Below are 16,572 nucleotides of genomic sequence, written 5' to 3' on the forward strand. Positions count from 1 at the left end.
TAATAGGTAGATTTTTATGGCGTTAATAGTACAAAAATACGGCGGCACCTCGATGGGCAGTATCGACCGCATCAAAAACGTCGCCAAACGAGTCAAGCGCTGGCATGATAATGGTCATCAAGTGGTCGTTGTCGTCTCTGCCATGAGCGGCGAAACCAACCGTTTGATTGATTTAGCACGCCAAATCAGCAGTCAGCCCAATCCACGCGAGTATGACCAAATGGTCTCAACTGGCGAGCAAGTTTCTATCTCTTTACTTGCTATGGCAATTCAAGAACTTGGCGTTGGCGCACGATCATTTACCGGTCGTCAAGTCGCTATTAAAACCGATAACGCCCACAATAAAGCCCGTATCGAAAGCATTGATGATAAAAACATCCGTGAACAGCTAGATGCTGGCAACGTCGTTATTGTGGCAGGTTTTCAAGGTATCGATGAGGATGGTAATGCGACGACGTTAGGTCGCGGCGGCTCAGATACCACAGGTGTCGCTATTGCTGCTGCGCTAGGCGCTGATGAATGCCAAATCTATACCGATGTCGATGGCGTCTATACCACTGACCCTCGCGTCACCTCAAAAGCCAAAAAACTTGAAAAGATTACTTTTGAAGAAATGCTTGAGATGGCAAGTCTTGGCTCTAAAATTTTACAGATTCGCTCAGTAGAATTCGCTGGCAAATACGGCGTACCGCTGCGCGTATTATCGAGCTTTGATGAAAACAACGATGGTAGCTTCGACCAAGACTTTCAAGACAATGTCGGCACCCTAATTACGATAGACGAAGGAGACAATATGGAACAGGCAATCATCTCAGGTATCGCTTTTAATCGAGACGAAGCAAAAATCGTCGTACGCGGTGTACCTGATCATCCTGGTATCGCCTCTGCTATCCTCAGCCCTATTGGCCGCGCGAATATCGAAATTGACATGATAGTGCAAAACCTATCAACCAACGGCATGACCGATTTTACTTTTACCGTCAACCGTACTGACATGGAAAAAACCATGAAAGTACTAGAAAACGAAGTCAAAGATGAGATCGGTGCCAAAGAAATCTTGGCCAATGATGAAGTTGTTAAAGTCTCATTAGTCGGCGTCGGTATGCGCTCTCATGCTGGTGTTGCTAGCCTGATGTTTCAGACTTTAGCAGAAAACAATATCAATATTCAAATGATATCAACCAGCGAAATCAAGGTGTCTGTTCTTATCCAAGAGCAATATCTAGAAAAAGCCGTGAGATCACTACATACCGCCTTTGGTCTTGACCGTGAAGACGGTGACAGCAAAATTGCTGGGCTATGATTTTCAACTTAACATTTATTATTTTTTATAGTACGTTAATTAAATAGGGTCATATTGGACCCTATTTAATTTTTTTATTATTGCTCAGATTATTATATACCTGATAGTTTTGTGAAAACTCGTGACAGTATCAGTTATGCCCCCTATAATGAGGTTTTCATTTGGGCTAAATGAATCTACCTATCATTACCGCTATTAGCACCCTGTTATGCATTATATTTCGTGCTGCGGTAATGTCCTGTAATTGAGACGCAATCTGATGAGTAATAATCTGTTGATGCGACATAAGGAGTGTGACGCATGTTAATTTTGACACGCCGCGTGGGCGAAACGCTAATGATTGGCGATGAGGTCAGTGTGACTGTCCTAGGTGTCAAAGGCAATCAAGTACGTATTGGCGTTGATGCGCCAAAAGATATTGCCGTACACCGCGAAGAGATCTACCAGCGTATTCAGCATGAGCGTACTGTACAGTCGCAAATGCAACATCTCGAACAAGGCAGTTTTGCGCCTTCATTCGATGATGAAGACTATTTTAATCGCTAAGCGGTTGGCTTCATGCCTAACTATCAATAATCATTGAGCATAAACCAAGCACTATAATTTTTGCTTTTTAATCTGCTCTGAGGTCATTTATTTATGAGTATTCGCCAATCAGATGTATCGGCTCTACTTAATGGTTTGAATAAAAAAGCCATTGGATTCAATGATGTTATCAGCTTTATTGATGATTTTTATCGTTATGCGCCAACGCCTTTTGTCAATGGTATGGTACATAACGCTGCCGGTGAAAACGAAGGTAGCGCTAAAATTTTTGGCCTTGCTAAGCACCATGGCTTAAATCAATTAGACACGTTAAAGCTGTTCGGTGAGCACTACGCCAAGGTTCAAGCGACCCCTAAAGGTACCGATCATGCCAATATCCGCAATTTTTTACATTGGGGCTGGCAAGGGTTTTTGATGGAAAAAAATCCATTGACGGTGCGCCCAAGTGTCGATACTACTGCACTTTAATCGTTTATGTGCAAAGCAATTAAAAAAGCCACGCTATCATCATAGCGTGGCTTTTTTGGTTTTGGCAGCTTAGTTATTGATAAGACCAGCTTATTTATCACGAAATTTAATCGGCTGCACCGCACCTTTGGGATTTGGCATATTAGGGTAATGATGCTCGTGTTCGACATCACATTCAGCACCGACGATAGAGCCATCGTCTCTTATCGGTTTATGAATATAACCGGTACGCTCAGCAGGCGGCAGATGTTCATGCTCCCACACCATGACCGCTTGCATACAGGTTTCGCGCTGCTCTGCTGTTAGCTTACGACCATCTGGCCATTTGCCCAACTCAATCGCCATACGAAAACTATCGGCTATTTCAGGTGTCAAGCTTGCTAATATCGTTTGTTTATCCATCTTATCTACTCTCCACTACTGTTTTATATGGCATGCTTTATCTAACAAATACGCTTATTCATCGTCCATAATATCATCATCAATATCATCATCAATATCATCATCAATATCATCATCAATATCAAGACTGAACTCTTCGGCATGGACGTTCCAGTGCAACTTCGTCCGGCAGGCTTCATAAAAATCAAACCCTGGCGGATGTAGCAAGGTTAGTTTATCAGGATGCTTGCGAATATACAGACGCTGCTCTTGGTCAAGTGGTATGCTAGGTTTGCCATCGGCACTGACCATCGGCTGCGTGCGATTGTCCTCGTGAATACGAATACAAATCTCGCTAGTACCACTCACTACAATGGGTCGACTAGACAGCGTATGCGGGTGCATGGGCACCAAACATATCGCATCCATGCTCGGATGAATAATTGGACCACCGCCAGAGAGTGCATAGGCAGTTGAACCCGTCGGTGTCGCCACAATTAAGCCATCACTGTGCTGCCGATATACATCATGCCCATCGATTTTCAGCTGAAAATCAATCATATGAACGGATTTACCAGCGTGCAACACCACATCATTGAGTGCCATATCTTCATGAATAATCTTGCGACCTTCGCGAATCTCCATCGTTAGCAGAAATCGATGATCTAACTGATAATCACCCATCAATACTTGGCGTAGTTTAAAGGCAGCCTCATCAGGTTTGACATCGGCTAAAAAACCAAGACGACCACGGTTCACGCCTAATACAGGTACGCGGTAACGCGCCAACGCCTCAGCAGCATGGAGTATGGAACCATCACCACCGACCACAATAACGAGGTCACAAATCTCGCCAATCAAGCTGCGCTTGACGATTTTGACCCTTTCAATCTCAGTGAGATTTAATGTGGGTAAGTTGGAAGTTTGCACATCCATAATCAACGTAAGATTCATCTCGTTGATTATCTGGGCAATCTGCGCAATACTTTGGGTGACACTGCGTTTTCCCGCGCGACCCATCAAGCCGATGCGCCGAAAGGCAGGGTTTTTGATAGCGTGGAACATCTCTGATTCATGTAAGTGCGGCAATCTTTCTGACTGCGCTGAGTTTTCCATAAAACGACTCGGCATAACGGTAAAATACAGGGCAATGATAGCGATAAATAAGCAGTTAGACTAGCATGTTTGTGAATTATCGTTGTTAACTGTCGTAATTAACCCCATATAAAAACTATCATACGTCTTTTTAGGCGTGTTTATTTAGCTACTTAATATCGCTGTATATAGGAGCAATAAGCGACTCAATAGTTGCGTAAAGCCTTGTATGTTGTCACGCAATCACAATTGACAATAATCTTGGTTTTGCTAAAGTAGCTGACATCACTATTATTTATATTTTATTAAGGACACATTTATGGCAAATCCTATTGTCAGTCGCGCAGAGCTTGCCGTTGGCGGTACGCCGATGACGGTTAAGGGCGTGATTCAAAAGACCAGTCTCCTGCTTGGGCTATCGGCTATCACAGGTATTGGTTTTTTCTTTTATGCGCTGATGGCAGGTTTATCACAAGGTTTTATCACGATGGCAGCTTTTGGTAGTATGTTTGCTGCCTTTGGTTTAGCGATTTTCATCACCTTCAAACCACAAAAAGCCAAAACCTTCGCCGTCCCTTATGCGCTTTTAGAAGGCATATTCTTGGGCGGTATCTCGCTGTTCTTTATGAGAATGTATCCAAGCGTGCCAGTCACTGCTATGTGTGCGACGTTTGTAACAGCAGCAGTCATGTTGGGACTATATCGCTCAGGCTTAGTAAAGGTTACTGAAAAATTCCGCTCAATCGTGACTTCAGCATTGATTGCTATCATGCTTGTTTACGTGGCACAGTGGGTACTTTCGTTAGCCTTTGGTTCAAGCCTACCTTTCTTATTTGAAGGTGGCGCTATCGCTATTGGCTTTAGCTTGTTTGTGATTGTGATCGCCTCTTTTACGCTGTTATTAGACTTTGATAACATTGAGCGCGGCGTGGCAATGGGTGTGTCAGAAGACTACGAATGGTTGTTCAGTATTGGTCTTCTTGCAACGCTAGTGTGGATGTATATCGAATTTATGCGTCTACTAAGCTACTTACAAGACTAATCTAAACACTGTTTAACAGTCATTGAAATAAAAAAACCGTCTTTATAAAAGGCGGTTTTTTTATGGGTAAATATTAAAGGCTTATTTAAATTGCTTTAAGCTGATTTAAACTAAGCACGTTTTAAACGCAGTGCATTTAATACGACAAACAACGAGCTTAATGACATACCAATGGCAGCAAGCCAAGGCGGTACATAACCCAAAGCCGCTGGTATCAATACGCTACCATTATAAATAAGTGCCCAGCGCAAGTTTTGTTTAATAATACGTTTGGTTTTATCAGCGATACGTTTTGCCGCTATAATAGCTTCAATCTGTCCATTTAGAATAATGCTGTCACTTGATACTTGCGCCAAATCAGCAGCACCAGCAATCGAGGTCGAGACATCTGCTGCCGCCAATACCGGCGCATCGTTGATACCATCACCAACCATCAGCACCACTGCCCCTTTAGCTTGCAACTGCTGAATGTGGTTGACCTTATCCGTTGGCGACAGTCCGTTATAGGCTGACTGCATGCCTAAGTTTTCAGCCATCACCAGCGCTTGCGGGCTTGGGTCGCCGGTCAACATGATAGATTCAATACCTAGTTCCTTCAGCGTATCAAGCATCGATTTAGCGCTATCACGTACCTTATCATTAAAGTAAAAACACGCCAGCGCCTGCCATTCACACGAGTTGTTTTGCTGACAAGATAAAACTACGGCTGAGCTGGCACGCTGTGCAACTAAATCAATGGTCAAATCGTTATGCGCATTGGCATCATCATTTGCTCTATTTAAAGCAAAATTCACATGACCAATTCGATATAGCACACCATTAATCATTGCTTCTACTCCACCCGCCGGATAATACTGTAAAGCTTGGGTGGCGGGTAGATGCAGCTGATAGGCAGCGGTTAATAGGGCATGTGCAATCGGATGACGGCTACCGACTTCTAGAGCCGCAGCAATTGCCAGTAGCGTGTCCTTTTCATCGTTTGTATTCGTTGTAGCCTCAGTGGCTGTCAGCAGCTCAATATTTAATAAATTAGGTTTGCCATAGGTTAATGTTCCCGTCTTATCAAAAGCCACATGGGTAATTTCAGCAAGCGTTTGCAGGGTATGCCCACGGGTTGTCAAAAAACCATAGCTTGCCAGTCGGTTGGTCGCTACAGTCAGGGCAATTGGCGTCGCTAAGGATAGTGCGCAAGGACACGTCGCGACCAGTACCGCAACCGTCGCCCAAATCGCTTGGCTCGGGTCAACGATATACCAGCCGATAAATACCAAAACCGATAATACTAAAATCCGTGCGACAAACCAACGTGCCAGCTTATCTGCTTGCTGTGCCAGTTTCGGCTTTTCACTCATTGCCCGATTCATCAGCCGATCAATCAGACCTATTTGGCTGTCTTCTGGCAGCGCTGTAACCAACATCTCAAAGGGTTGGCTATCATTTTGCGCACCGCCAACGATATAATCGCCTTGAGACTTACTGATTAAATCGCCTTCGCCCGTCAGCAAGCTTTGTGACACCGTCGCAGTTGAGCTAAGTAAAATACCATCACTGATAATTTCGGAGCCAGCCTCTATCATGATGATGTCACCCACTTGTAAACTATGGGCGGTTACCATTTGCTTTTCTTCTACCTCACCTTCTGCATTTGAGACCGTCAATCGTTGCTGGCGGGTCTGCTGCCATTCTTGAGCAATACGTGATGTTAACTGATAGACATTGGCATCCATACTTTGCATAAAGTTAGGCGTAGCGCTCGCTGTAGTTTGACTATTTAGCTCATTACTAGCCCCGTTAACAGACCCATTAACAGCGACATCATCAATCTGATTAGCAGACTCTTCGCTTTCTTGTTTAAGAGCATTTTTCTGAACGCTGTTTTGTTCTAATAGCTGCAAAATGCTTTCAGCAGCGTCCTTATCTTCAGCAATTTTCTGTACCAAAACCGGCTCAACGACCACCAAATCATTTGCCATGGTTGCCGCTTTTAGCCGTGCATTGTGCTCAATATAACGCCCTGCCAGCAAGAAGAAAATAAACATACTAACCGAGTCGTAATAGGTCTCCCCTTGCCCAGTAATAGTAGCAAAAAGACTAGCAAAAAATGTGACAATCAAGGCAATACTAACGGGCACGTCCATATTGACTTGCCGAGCACGAATCGCTGACCATGCTGAAGTGAAAAACGGCACACCAGCATAAAAGAAGACCGGCGTACTGACGAATAAAGACACCCAGCGCAGAAAATCTCGCTGAAATATCAGCATATCGCTATATTCACCGAAATAAATTGCCACCGCATACATCATCGCCTGCATCGAACCCAATGCCGCGATACCAAGCCTTATTAGCATTTGGTTATTGTGACGTGCTAGCATGGCTTCGTGGGTATCTTGCCGATAAGGCTTGGCTTCATAGCCAATTTCATTAATGACGGCTAAAATACGACTGATCGGTAGCTTGGTTTCATCCCAAATCACCCGCATGCGCTGATTGGTCAAATTAACCTGACATTTACTGATACCATCCAGCTCATCGAGACGCGATTCAATCAGCCACGTACAGGCTGCACAGCGGAGATTATTGACGGACAGCTCTGCAACCGACATACCGTCTTGCGCATAAACGAACTGTGATTTTATTTCCTCATGATCATAAGCTTCAAGGCGAGTCAGTTGCGTTGGCAAGCTTGCCGTACGGTTAATTTCCGAGCGGTCAAGATAGTATTGCTCAAGTCCCGCTTCTACAATACTTTGAGACGCTAACTGACAGCCCATACAGCACATCTCACGCGACTTACCTAATATATCGGTATGAAACGGCGGCTGCGGCACCGGGTCACCGCAATGAAAGCAGTGACCGGCAAACGGCAGTACCAGACCTTCAATAATAGAGTTGTGTTGATGATGAGAATTGGTGATTGATGAAGCTGGTGATTGGACACTGGACATAATCGCACTTATTTCCTTTAGATAGGTTTGCTTACAGCCAATTCGCTTTGGGTAAACCTCCTATCCTCTAATCTGCTCGATAGCGATTAACACTGCTATTTTAAATGGCTATTAATATAATTATTGATATGGCTAGCACGCAGTAAAAAACAACAATAGCAACTACTGCTAATTCATACAAAATACATCGTTATAGACATTTTAACTTGTTATCGTAAATGACTGCCTTATATGGCATTCATTAAGCCAATTAAAAGCTTTTCATACTTTCGTATAAATACGAGTATTCTATTAAAGATTATACTATAAGCAAGCGCTCTGAGCAGTATAACCCTTTATCGTATAATCCCAATGAATGCCTAAGTTGATGATGATAGATTGAAAAATTTGTCAATTTGCGTCATTATGAGGCAGTTTTTTATCCCAAAATGGTGTGTTATCCGTGCAAAAACCTAATTCTAAGCGACCACAGTCATCTAAGCCTGCTATAAATACGCTACCTTCACAGCAGCGCGGCATGGTGTTTAGTAGTATTTTATTAATTGTCATTATCGCGGGCATGGTGCTATTGGCCCTTTATCTGCTCAAGCTTGATCGCACCATTACCAGTAAGTTTGAGGGTAAACGCTGGGATATTCCGGCAAAGGTTTATTCGCAGCCCCTTGAGTTATATGAGGGCGCCAATGTCGATAAAGATACCATGAAGACTTGGCTGGAATTACTCAATTATCAAAGCAACAAAGCTTATGATCGCACGGGTACTTATCATAAGGCAGGCAACACCTATTTTATCCATACGCGTGGTTTTACTTATAGCGCAAATGATGTGGACAAAGAGCAAGTCATCAAACTGACGATTGCTGGCAATAAGGTTGACTCTGTACAAAGTACTTTGCCTGCTAAAACCGGTATCATTCGTCTTGAGCCAGTCAATATTGGTGGTATTTATCCAGACAGCAATGAAGATCGGATGGTCGTTTCTTTAGATCAGGTACCACAGCCGCTCATTGATGCCCTGATAGCGACAGAAGATCGTGGTTTTTATGAGCATAAAGGCGTATCGATACGTGGTATCGCCCGCGCCGTACTGAATAACTCCTCTGGTGGTTCTAGGCAGGGTGGTTCGACCATCACCCAGCAGTTGATCAAAAACTTCTATCTTAACTCAGATCGCACGCTTAAACGTAAAGCCAATGAAGCATTGATGGCCGTGCTACTTGAGCTACACTATAGTAAAGATGAAATTCTACAAACCTATCTAAATGAGATTTATTTGGGTCAAAACGGCAAGCGCTCTATTAATGGTTTCGGCTTGGCGTCACAATTTTACTTTGATAAACCGCTCAATGAGCTGCGCTTAGACCAACAAGCCTTGCTTGTCGGTATGGCAAAAGGACCTAGCGTTTATAACCCACGTCGTCATCCAAACGATTCAAAAGCGCGCCGTGACGTGGTACTTAGCAATATGTTAGCAGTAGGCTCGCTCAGTCAAGAAGACTACGATAAAGCATTAAAGCAGCCACTTGGTGTGGTTGATAAGCCCGTTGAAGGAAAAAGCCAGTTCCCTGATTTTTTAGATATCGTTAAACGGGAACTAAATGACGTCTATTATTCTGACGATCTTAAAAATGAAGGTCTGATTATTATCAGTACCTTAGACCCTATTGCCCAGTTGGCTGCGGACAAAGCTGTCGATAAAGAACTTGGCCAGCTGCGTCGCAACAGTAGCAAAACCAAAGATTTACAAGGTGCTTTAGTCAGTGCCAACCCTGAGACCGGCGAGCTGGTTGCCGTGGTTGGTAGTGGGAGCGAATTTACTGGGTTTAACCGTGCAGTAGACGCCAAACGACAAGTGGGTTCGTTATTAAAGCCAATTATTTATATGACGGCGCTTGAAAGTGGACGCTATAATTTGGCAAGTTCGGTTGACGACTCACCAATTACCGTCAATCTAAGTGATGGCACTGAATGGAATCCGAAAAACTATGACAATCGTGACCATGGTTATGTCCCATTTACCACAGCGCTATCTCAATCTTACAACCATAGTGCAGTACGCTTAGGTATGGAGTTTGGGATCGATACTTTTGCCAAACAATTAAAGCGTATGGGTGTTAAAGAGAAAGTTCCACCCTATCCTTCCGCTTTATTAGGATCAGTCAATCTTAGCCCGATGGACATGCTTGGCGTATATCAAGTCTTTGCAACCGGTGGCTTTCGTACGCCAATTCACAGTATCCGCAGCGTCATTGATGACCGCGGGCGTATCTTACAGCGTACTGGATTAAATACTCAGCGCAGTATTCCGCCTGAGACCAATTTTTTGATTAATTACGCCTTGCAAGACGTCGTCAAGAACGGTACGGCTAGACGCATCCAATCGCTTGGCAGCAATTTAAACCTTGCCGGTAAAACAGGTACTACGAACGATTATCGCGATGCTTGGTTCGCGGGTTATAGCGGTAACTATGTCAGCGTGGTTTGGGTTGGACGTGATGATAACAAGCCAATTGGTCTAAGTGGCGGTAGCGGCGCTTTGCCAGTTTGGGTCGATTATATGAATCGTTTAAAACTGACGCCTGTTGCGCTGCCTGAACCAGAAGGTATTGAATGGCTGTGGTTAGAGAACAACTCAGGCAAGCTATCGAATGAGCGCTGTGCCAGTGCACGCTACTTGCCCGTTATGTCTGCATATTTACCACAAGAAGCCAGCAGTTGCGCTATCGGCTTATATCAACAAGATCAAGCTCGTGAGCAGACACAATGGCAAAATGAGCAAGGCTCTATCAACCAACAGCGCCGCCGCGAAGGCTTAGATATTCCAAATGGCGAAGCCGTTGATGCGGGTGATGAAGCTAACAATGCCGACCAAGAGGGTGATAGCACAAATAGTGCCGATACTTGGTATGACCGTGCTGTTGAGTGGTTCTAAAGTTTTGAAAACTTAAAAAAGGCTTTTAATATGGCGTTATTTACACAGCAAACGATACTAGCTAAGCAGACTGTTGACATACCGTTTAAAAAACAGACTAAGCTAATTAATACTGTGCTTGTAACCAGTGCCCTTTTCGGCATGTTGAGCTTGAGCGCCTGCCAAACTGCGCCAACCTCGATAAATAAGACACCAGCGGTCACAACGACGTCTGTGACTCAAGCGCCTATCATTGGAACAGAAATTGAAACGGAAAACGATTACCCGATTGAGCCTGATACTCCATCTGAGCAGACTATATCGACAAAGCCAATAACGGCAGCAACACCCGTATTCACGCCGCCCAGTCAAAGCCCAGTGGTGACTCAGCCTGATATTGTTATTCTGACGCCTTCTCGTGAAGATGAGATGATATCTCAGCCTTCCATACCGTCGCATAATGACTTATTAGAGCGGGCACGACAAAACTCGCAGCAGCGCAGTCAACAAACTGCTACTAATAATAGTAATTTACCCGCATTTCGCAACCTTATGCAAGTGGGTACAGGACAATTAAAGGCAGGTAATCTAAATGGCGCTGAGAGCAGCTTTACCCGTGCACAGCGCCTTGCTCCCAAATCATCAGCAGTTTATTTTTATTTGGCCCAAGTAGCGCTGAAAAAGAACCAACCGCGTAAGGCTGAAGCGATGGCACGTCGGGGTCTTAGCGTTTCTCAAGATGGCAGTCGCCGCCGTGCTCTATGGCAGATTATCCTACAATCTGGGCAACAACAAGGCAATGCACGGGTGATAAAAGAAGCCAAGCAAGCGCTACGCTAACTGGGTCAAACTTATTATGAGCGCCTGCTTATTAGCCTCTATTCATAAACCTTTAATTGTTAATAGTGATTACTGGTTTTTTAGCGCTAACTTTCAGCACTAAAATAATCTCTGCAACACCTATCAACAATCAAGATTTTACTCATTTATTATTTATTATTTATTATTTATTGAAAGTACCAATCCCTCTATTATTTTGAACTAAGGTTACCGTTATGGCATGGCAACAACTGCATTTACAGTGTGAAAAAGATAATGTCGATCTCGCCGAGGCGCTGTTATTAGAAGCAGGGGCTTTATCAATTGCACTCGATGACGCAGGGGATCAACCCTTATTCGAGCCGCTCCCTGGTGAGTCGCCACTATGGGATGAGGTCATTTTAACAGGGTTATTCGACGCCACAACGGATGCTGGCAATCGTCAGGCTATTGAGCAATTGAGCCATGAAATTGCCGCGCAAGTACATGCTAGCCGCACTTGGCTGAGTGCTGTGGATGATAAGGATTGGGAGCGTGAATGGATGTCCAATTATAAACCCATTGAGTGTGCCAATGATTTATGGATTGTTCCTAATTGGCTGACGCCGCCAAATCCTGAAGCCACCAATATTATTATGGATCCAGGTCTGGCTTTCGGTACCGGCTACCATGCCACTACTCGATTATGCCTAGACTGGCTGACTGAAGAGAATCTCAAAGATAAAGTGGTTATAGATTATGGCTGTGGCTCAGGTATTTTAGGCATCGCAGCGCTATTGTTGGGGGCTCGCCACGTCTATGCTGTCGATATTGACCCACAAGCGGTACTCGCTACCAATCAAAACGCAGCACGCAATCATGTCGATGACCGTTTGCAGGCCTTTTTGCCAGAGGACTTTACTACTTATTGGCAACAGAATGACATACAACCAGTAGAGTTCTTGGTTGCCAATATTTTAGCCAAGCCGCTTATCGGTTTAGCGCCTTATTTTGTCACTTTAATGGCAGCAAAAAGCCGTATCGTGCTCGCAGGCTTAATTGAGTCACAAACTGAACAAGTGACTGAAGCGTATCAGCCCTATTTTGCGCTCGACCCTAAACATGCTTTTACCGCGCAAGAAGATCAGCATTGGCAGCGTTTATCTGGTATATTTACAGGCTAGCAACATTAAATTACATCTGTTACGATAGAGAAGCAGTTAAATATTATGTATTTGACGCTGCTCTATGGTTGCCTATGGATGATGTATAGAATATTTAAATAATGACATTAGAATAATCGGCAGCGGTTGATGAGTGGCTACTCGGTATTAATACTTATACCTTTTTGGATTTGACCCTATGACCACGCCAATAAAAACTCAGTGCCCTCATTGCCATGCCAGTTTCAATATAAAGAAAACCCAGTTGAACCAAAAAACCGCTACGGTCTGCTGTGAAAACTGTCAGCAAAGCTTTTTGGTGAATAACAATCTTATCGTGACTGCCGATACGGACCTTAATAATAAGGATATAACCAGTATAAATACCGCTAGCAGCAGAATTGGTTCAGATACAGAAAGCCCTTCTTCAAACGCATCGACAATGCTTATTGACACTGACAATTCTGATTTACAATCCTATCGTTCAAAAAAATCAGCAGCAGATACCTTAATTCATGATGATATGATTCATGATGATATGGATATTGAAGCAGATGACGATGAAGAGTTAGAATACGACTCACTAGATAGTATGAATGCTTGGCTAACTCAAAATACCGATTCCAACCATGCCACTACCACAAACGACACACTGCAAAAAAAACCTTCTGCGAAATTAGATAAAAATCCATATTCATCCGCTACTATATTAAATACAACATCATCAGCGACTGCCTCGTTAAGAGACGCCCCATCATCAGCGCAAATAGCTCTGAGCTCCGCAGCGTCTAATGACATTCATGCTAATATCAATGATAATGCCGATGAATCGTGGCTTGAAAAACTGCTCAAAGAGCAAAATCAAAACGAAGATGCGCTAAAAAATGAAACTGACTTATCACAGTTACTTTTGAGTATGGGCGTTTCTTTCAAAGAAGAAGACAGTAGCAACGCCGCCCATGCTAAAAAAATGCAAACACAAGATAAGTTTTCGCCAACGCCAGCGCGACGTTCTATTGCCTCATTATTATGGCTATTCGGCTGTCTAGTATTAACCCTGCTACTTTTTGCTCAGTATGTTATTTTCAACTTAGATAACTTGGTTAAAAATCCTGCGTATGCTGAACGCCTACAGGCAATATGCTCAATCGCTGCTTGTAGCCTACCTAGTGCTGATTTAACGGCATTGACGATGAGCAATGTTAAGCACCAACCCAGCCAGATTAAGGCCGCAAATACATTTAGCGATGTCAGCGTCACTTTGAATAACCAAAGCCCACAAGCGCAGCTGTACCCTCATATTAAAGTTAGTGTTTATAGTGCAAATGCACTTATTGGCGAATTTATTGCAGCGCCAAATGAGTATTTATTAAGCACACAAAGTCAATTAGGGGCTGAAAGTCGTAGGCAACTACTCTTTACGGTACCAGTAGCCAATGCTCAAATTAATAAAGTCGACATCAGCCCTATTTATTAAAACGGCTGAATGCCGATAATATTTATGGTAATTGCTTTAAATCAATAACAATCAACAGCATCGTTGCTACGATCGCTATGATGGCGCCCAATCTGTTGATATTATGCGCTATGACTTTGATATAATAGCACTCGAACGCCTCATGGTTTTACTCTTTAATCTCAAGGACATTATCTTATGGCACCCCATGTACAGTATAATGCCAGTCATTCTCACAAAAGCGCTGAGAATCCTACTGATTATTATAAAGAGGACTACCATCGCTCAAATCACGATGTAAAGCCTTCTTTAGAGAGCACAAGTCACATACATGAACCTTTACGAGTGCATGTTGAGCGCGTTGTGCGACAATACTTTGCGATGTTAGGTGATGAGATACCAACCGACTTATATGAGCTTATTTTAAAAGAAATAGAACAGCCGCTGTTATCTGTTGTGCTTGAAAAGAGCCGAGGCAATCAAACCAAGTGTGCGCAAATTTTGGGGCTCAATCGCGGTACACTACGCAAGAAGCTCAAAACTTATGGTTTAATGTAGTACCAACTCTTACTTTTAATTGGTATTGCCAACCATCTGCATGACACGCTCATCTACCCTAACTGATATTCATTATGTATGGCAGTTTATAGTTTATGATCTTATCAATCGCGATATGCTCTGCACTGATTGTCATTATTACCTTGCCAGACGTTTACGTCAGGCTTTTTTTATGGAACTTTTTTTATGAGTAAAACCCCACTTGCACTACTGTCGGTCTCCGATAAATCTAATATCGTTGAGTTCGCTCAAGGTCTGATTAAAGCAGGTTTTGGTTTATTGTCGACCGGCGGTACTTACCGTTTGCTCACAGAGCATAATGTCGCCGTCACCGAGGTATCAGATTACACGGGTTTTCCTGAGATGATGGATGGTCGGGTCAAAACGCTACATCCTAAGATTCATGGTGGCATTCTAGGGCGCCGTGGCAAAGATGATGCCGTGATGAGTGAGCACGCGATTGAACGCATTGATTTAGTCGTCGTAAACCTCTATCCGTTTGCAGAAACCATTGCTCGTGCTGATGTAACCATGAATGATGCCATCGAAAATATCGATATTGGCGGTCCTACTATGGTACGTTCGGCGGCAAAAAACCACGCGCATGTTGGTATTGTAACTGATCCAGCAGATTATACGCGAGTACTTGATGCCTTAGGTAATAACATTGAACTCACCACTGCCTTACGCTATGATTTAGCCGTTAAAGCTTTTGAGCATACTGCCCAATACGACGGTATGATTGCAAATTTCTTGGGCAGCCGTGTCAATGAAAACCAAGAGCCAGAAAACTTTTCACGTACTTTCAACGTCCAGCTTGAAAAAGTGCAAGACCTGCGCTACGGTGAAAACCCACATCAAAATGCGGCTTTTTATGTCGAAAATCAGTCTTCAAAAAGCAAGCAAGCTTCGATTGCAACGGCTCAGCAATTACAAGGCAAAGCATTGTCTTATAACAATATTGCTGATACCGATGCAGCGCTTGAGTGCGCAAAAGCATTTAGCACACCTGTTTGCGTCATTGTTAAGCATGCCAATCCTTGCGGCGTCGCGGTAGATAACGATCAAGTAGCCGCTTATCGTACTGCCTTTAGTACCGACCCTGAATCTTCTTTTGGCGGCATTATTGCCTTCAATCGTCCACTAACCGTGGCAGCAGCGAAAGCCATTATTGACAATCAATTTGTCGAAGTCATCATCGCACCAAGTATTGAAGATGGCGTACTTGAAGCGACTGCAACGAAGAAAAATGTACGTGTCCTAGTATGCGGCGATTTACCGTTACCTGAGCAGCGCGAAAGCCAGCTCGACTATAAGCGTGTGAATGGTGGTCTACTGGTCCAAGAGCAAGATTTGGGCTTGATTACTGCTAATGATTTAAAGATTGTCACTGACGTGCAGCCGACTGAAGCACAGATTGCCGATCTACTATTTAGCTGGAACGTCGCTAAGTATGTGAAATCTAACGCTATCGTATATGCAAAAGGTCAGCGCACCATTGGTGTAGGCGCAGGTCAAATGAGTCGCGTCAACTCAGCACGTATCGCAGCGATTAAAGCCGAGCACGCTGGACTGGCGACAGAAGGTGCGGTTATGGCATCTGATGCCTTCTTCCCTTTCCGTGATGGTATTGATAATGCAGCCGAAGTAGGGATTGCTGCTATCATCCAGCCGGGCGGCTCTATGCGTGATGACGAAACCATTGCCGCGGCAAATGAACATGGCATTGCGATGGTATTCACCGGTATGCGTCATTTCCGCCATTGATCTGCTCTCAAGGCACAGTATTATTTAAAGACGCTTACATTAAATAAAGAGCTTTTAAACTCAAAATTGCCTTCATTAAAAAAGCCACTGTATCGCTATTTAAATAGCGACAGTGGCTTTTTTATGTTTATGGTTT

The 16,572-nt window shown here is 43.7% G+C and carries 12 protein-coding genes and 1 pseudogene; 10 read left to right on the forward strand and 3 right to left on the reverse strand.

All coding sequences use genetic code 11. The features are described from left to right. The first annotated feature begins 16 nt into the window (after positions 1-16). The 3 genes and pseudogenes from EPB74_RS05450 (at position 17) to EPB74_RS05460 (ending at position 2,317) form a co-directional block, all read left to right on the forward strand. Positions 17-1,303, forward strand: coding sequence for an aspartate kinase (locus tag EPB74_RS05450; RefSeq protein WP_079692157.1), 1,287 nt, complete (start codon positions 17-19; stop codon positions 1,301-1,303). Between the two features lie 300 nt (positions 1,304-1,603). After that, positions 1,604-1,771, forward strand: a pseudogene (gene csrA / locus EPB74_RS05455) (carbon storage regulator CsrA); the annotation flags it as partial. A gap of 171 nt (positions 1,772-1,942) precedes the next feature. Next, the gene (locus tag EPB74_RS05460) at positions 1,943-2,317 is read left to right on the forward strand and encodes a HopJ type III effector protein (RefSeq protein WP_079692158.1); all 375 of its coding nucleotides are present in this window, start codon (positions 1,943-1,945) and stop codon (positions 2,315-2,317) included. A 90-nt stretch (positions 2,318-2,407) separates the two neighbouring features. Here EPB74_RS05460 and EPB74_RS05465 read toward each other — a convergent pair whose 3' ends face one another. Both EPB74_RS05465 and EPB74_RS05470 read right to left on the reverse strand, forming a co-directional pair. Further along, positions 2,408-2,719, reverse strand: a complete 312-nt coding sequence (locus tag EPB74_RS05465) for a YeaC family protein (protein ID WP_274903222.1) — start codon at positions 2,717-2,719, stop codon at positions 2,408-2,410. Between the two features lie 54 nt (positions 2,720-2,773). After that, positions 2,774-3,814, reverse strand: a complete 1,041-nt coding sequence (locus EPB74_RS05470; protein WP_274903224.1) for an NAD(+) kinase — start codon at positions 3,812-3,814, stop codon at positions 2,774-2,776. A gap of 298 nt (positions 3,815-4,112) precedes the next feature. Here EPB74_RS05470 and EPB74_RS05475 point away from each other — a divergent pair, with 298 nt between their 5' ends. Beyond that, positions 4,113-4,835 (forward strand): Bax inhibitor-1/YccA family protein, encoded by a 723-nt coding sequence (locus EPB74_RS05475; RefSeq protein ID WP_079692161.1) that lies wholly within the window; start codon positions 4,113-4,115, stop codon positions 4,833-4,835. Positions 4,836-4,945: 110 nt separating this feature from the next. On the opposite strand, the gene EPB74_RS05480 is transcribed toward EPB74_RS05475, so the two are convergent. Next, the gene (locus EPB74_RS05480; protein ID WP_274903225.1) at positions 4,946-7,783 is read right to left on the reverse strand and encodes a heavy metal translocating P-type ATPase; all 2,838 of its coding nucleotides are present in this window, start codon (positions 7,781-7,783) and stop codon (positions 4,946-4,948) included. Positions 7,784-8,225: 442 nt separating this feature from the next. Between EPB74_RS05480 and mrcB the strand changes: the two genes are divergently transcribed. The 6 genes from mrcB to purH all read left to right on the forward strand — a co-directional run bounded on the left by mrcB (position 8,226) and on the right by purH (position 16,436). Continuing rightward, positions 8,226-10,715 (forward strand): penicillin-binding protein 1B, encoded by a 2,490-nt coding sequence (mrcB, locus tag EPB74_RS05485; RefSeq protein WP_274903227.1) that lies wholly within the window; start codon positions 8,226-8,228, stop codon positions 10,713-10,715. Positions 10,716-10,745: 30 nt separating this feature from the next. Then, complete coding sequence (locus EPB74_RS05490) at positions 10,746-11,534, forward strand: tetratricopeptide repeat protein (RefSeq protein WP_274903228.1); 789 nt, start codon at positions 10,746-10,748, stop codon at positions 11,532-11,534. Between the two features lie 215 nt (positions 11,535-11,749). Further along, the gene (gene prmA, locus EPB74_RS05495; protein WP_089554041.1) at positions 11,750-12,676 is read left to right on the forward strand and encodes a 50S ribosomal protein L11 methyltransferase; all 927 of its coding nucleotides are present in this window, start codon (positions 11,750-11,752) and stop codon (positions 12,674-12,676) included. 178 nt (positions 12,677-12,854) lie between these two features. Next, a complete protein-coding gene (locus EPB74_RS05500) occupies positions 12,855-14,132 on the forward strand; it encodes a zinc-ribbon and DUF3426 domain-containing protein (protein ID WP_274903230.1) in 1,278 nt (425 codons plus the stop codon). Between the two features lie 177 nt (positions 14,133-14,309). Next, complete coding sequence (gene fis, locus EPB74_RS05505) at positions 14,310-14,669, forward strand: DNA-binding transcriptional regulator Fis (RefSeq protein WP_274903231.1); 360 nt, start codon at positions 14,310-14,312, stop codon at positions 14,667-14,669. Between the two features lie 186 nt (positions 14,670-14,855). Next, entirely contained in the window at positions 14,856-16,436 is a 1,581-nt protein-coding gene (gene purH, locus EPB74_RS05510; protein WP_274903233.1) for a bifunctional phosphoribosylaminoimidazolecarboxamide formyltransferase/IMP cyclohydrolase, read from the forward strand. Positions 16,437-16,572 lie beyond the last annotated feature (136 nt).

Origin of the sequence: Psychrobacter sp. DAB_AL62B (assembly GCF_028895345.1) — a bacterium.
Lineage (GTDB): Bacteria > Pseudomonadota > Gammaproteobacteria > Pseudomonadales > Moraxellaceae > Psychrobacter.

Bases quoted from the DNA above. Each gene is read 5' to 3' on its own strand.
- EPB74_RS05450 (WP_079692157.1), top strand. From the start codon at position 17: ATGGCGTTAATAGTACAAAAATACGGCGGCACCTCGATGGGCAGTATC.
- EPB74_RS05460 (WP_079692158.1), top strand. From the start codon at position 1,943: ATGAGTATTCGCCAATCAGATGTATCGGCTCTACTTAATGGTTTGAAT.
- EPB74_RS05465 (WP_274903222.1), bottom strand. From the start codon at position 2,719: ATGGATAAACAAACGATATTAGCAAGCTTGACACCTGAAATAGCCGAT.
- EPB74_RS05470 (WP_274903224.1), bottom strand. From the start codon at position 3,814: ATGGAAAACTCAGCGCAGTCAGAAAGATTGCCGCACTTACATGAATCA.
- EPB74_RS05475 (WP_079692161.1), top strand. From the start codon at position 4,113: ATGGCAAATCCTATTGTCAGTCGCGCAGAGCTTGCCGTTGGCGGTACG.
- EPB74_RS05480 (WP_274903225.1), bottom strand. From the start codon at position 7,783: ATGTCCAGTGTCCAATCACCAGCTTCATCAATCACCAATTCTCATCAT.
- EPB74_RS05490 (WP_274903228.1), top strand. From the start codon at position 10,746: ATGGCGTTATTTACACAGCAAACGATACTAGCTAAGCAGACTGTTGAC.
- prmA (WP_089554041.1), top strand. From the start codon at position 11,750: ATGGCATGGCAACAACTGCATTTACAGTGTGAAAAAGATAATGTCGAT.
- EPB74_RS05500 (WP_274903230.1), top strand. From the start codon at position 12,855: ATGACCACGCCAATAAAAACTCAGTGCCCTCATTGCCATGCCAGTTTC.
- fis (WP_274903231.1), top strand. From the start codon at position 14,310: ATGGCACCCCATGTACAGTATAATGCCAGTCATTCTCACAAAAGCGCT.
- purH (WP_274903233.1), top strand. From the start codon at position 14,856: ATGAGTAAAACCCCACTTGCACTACTGTCGGTCTCCGATAAATCTAAT.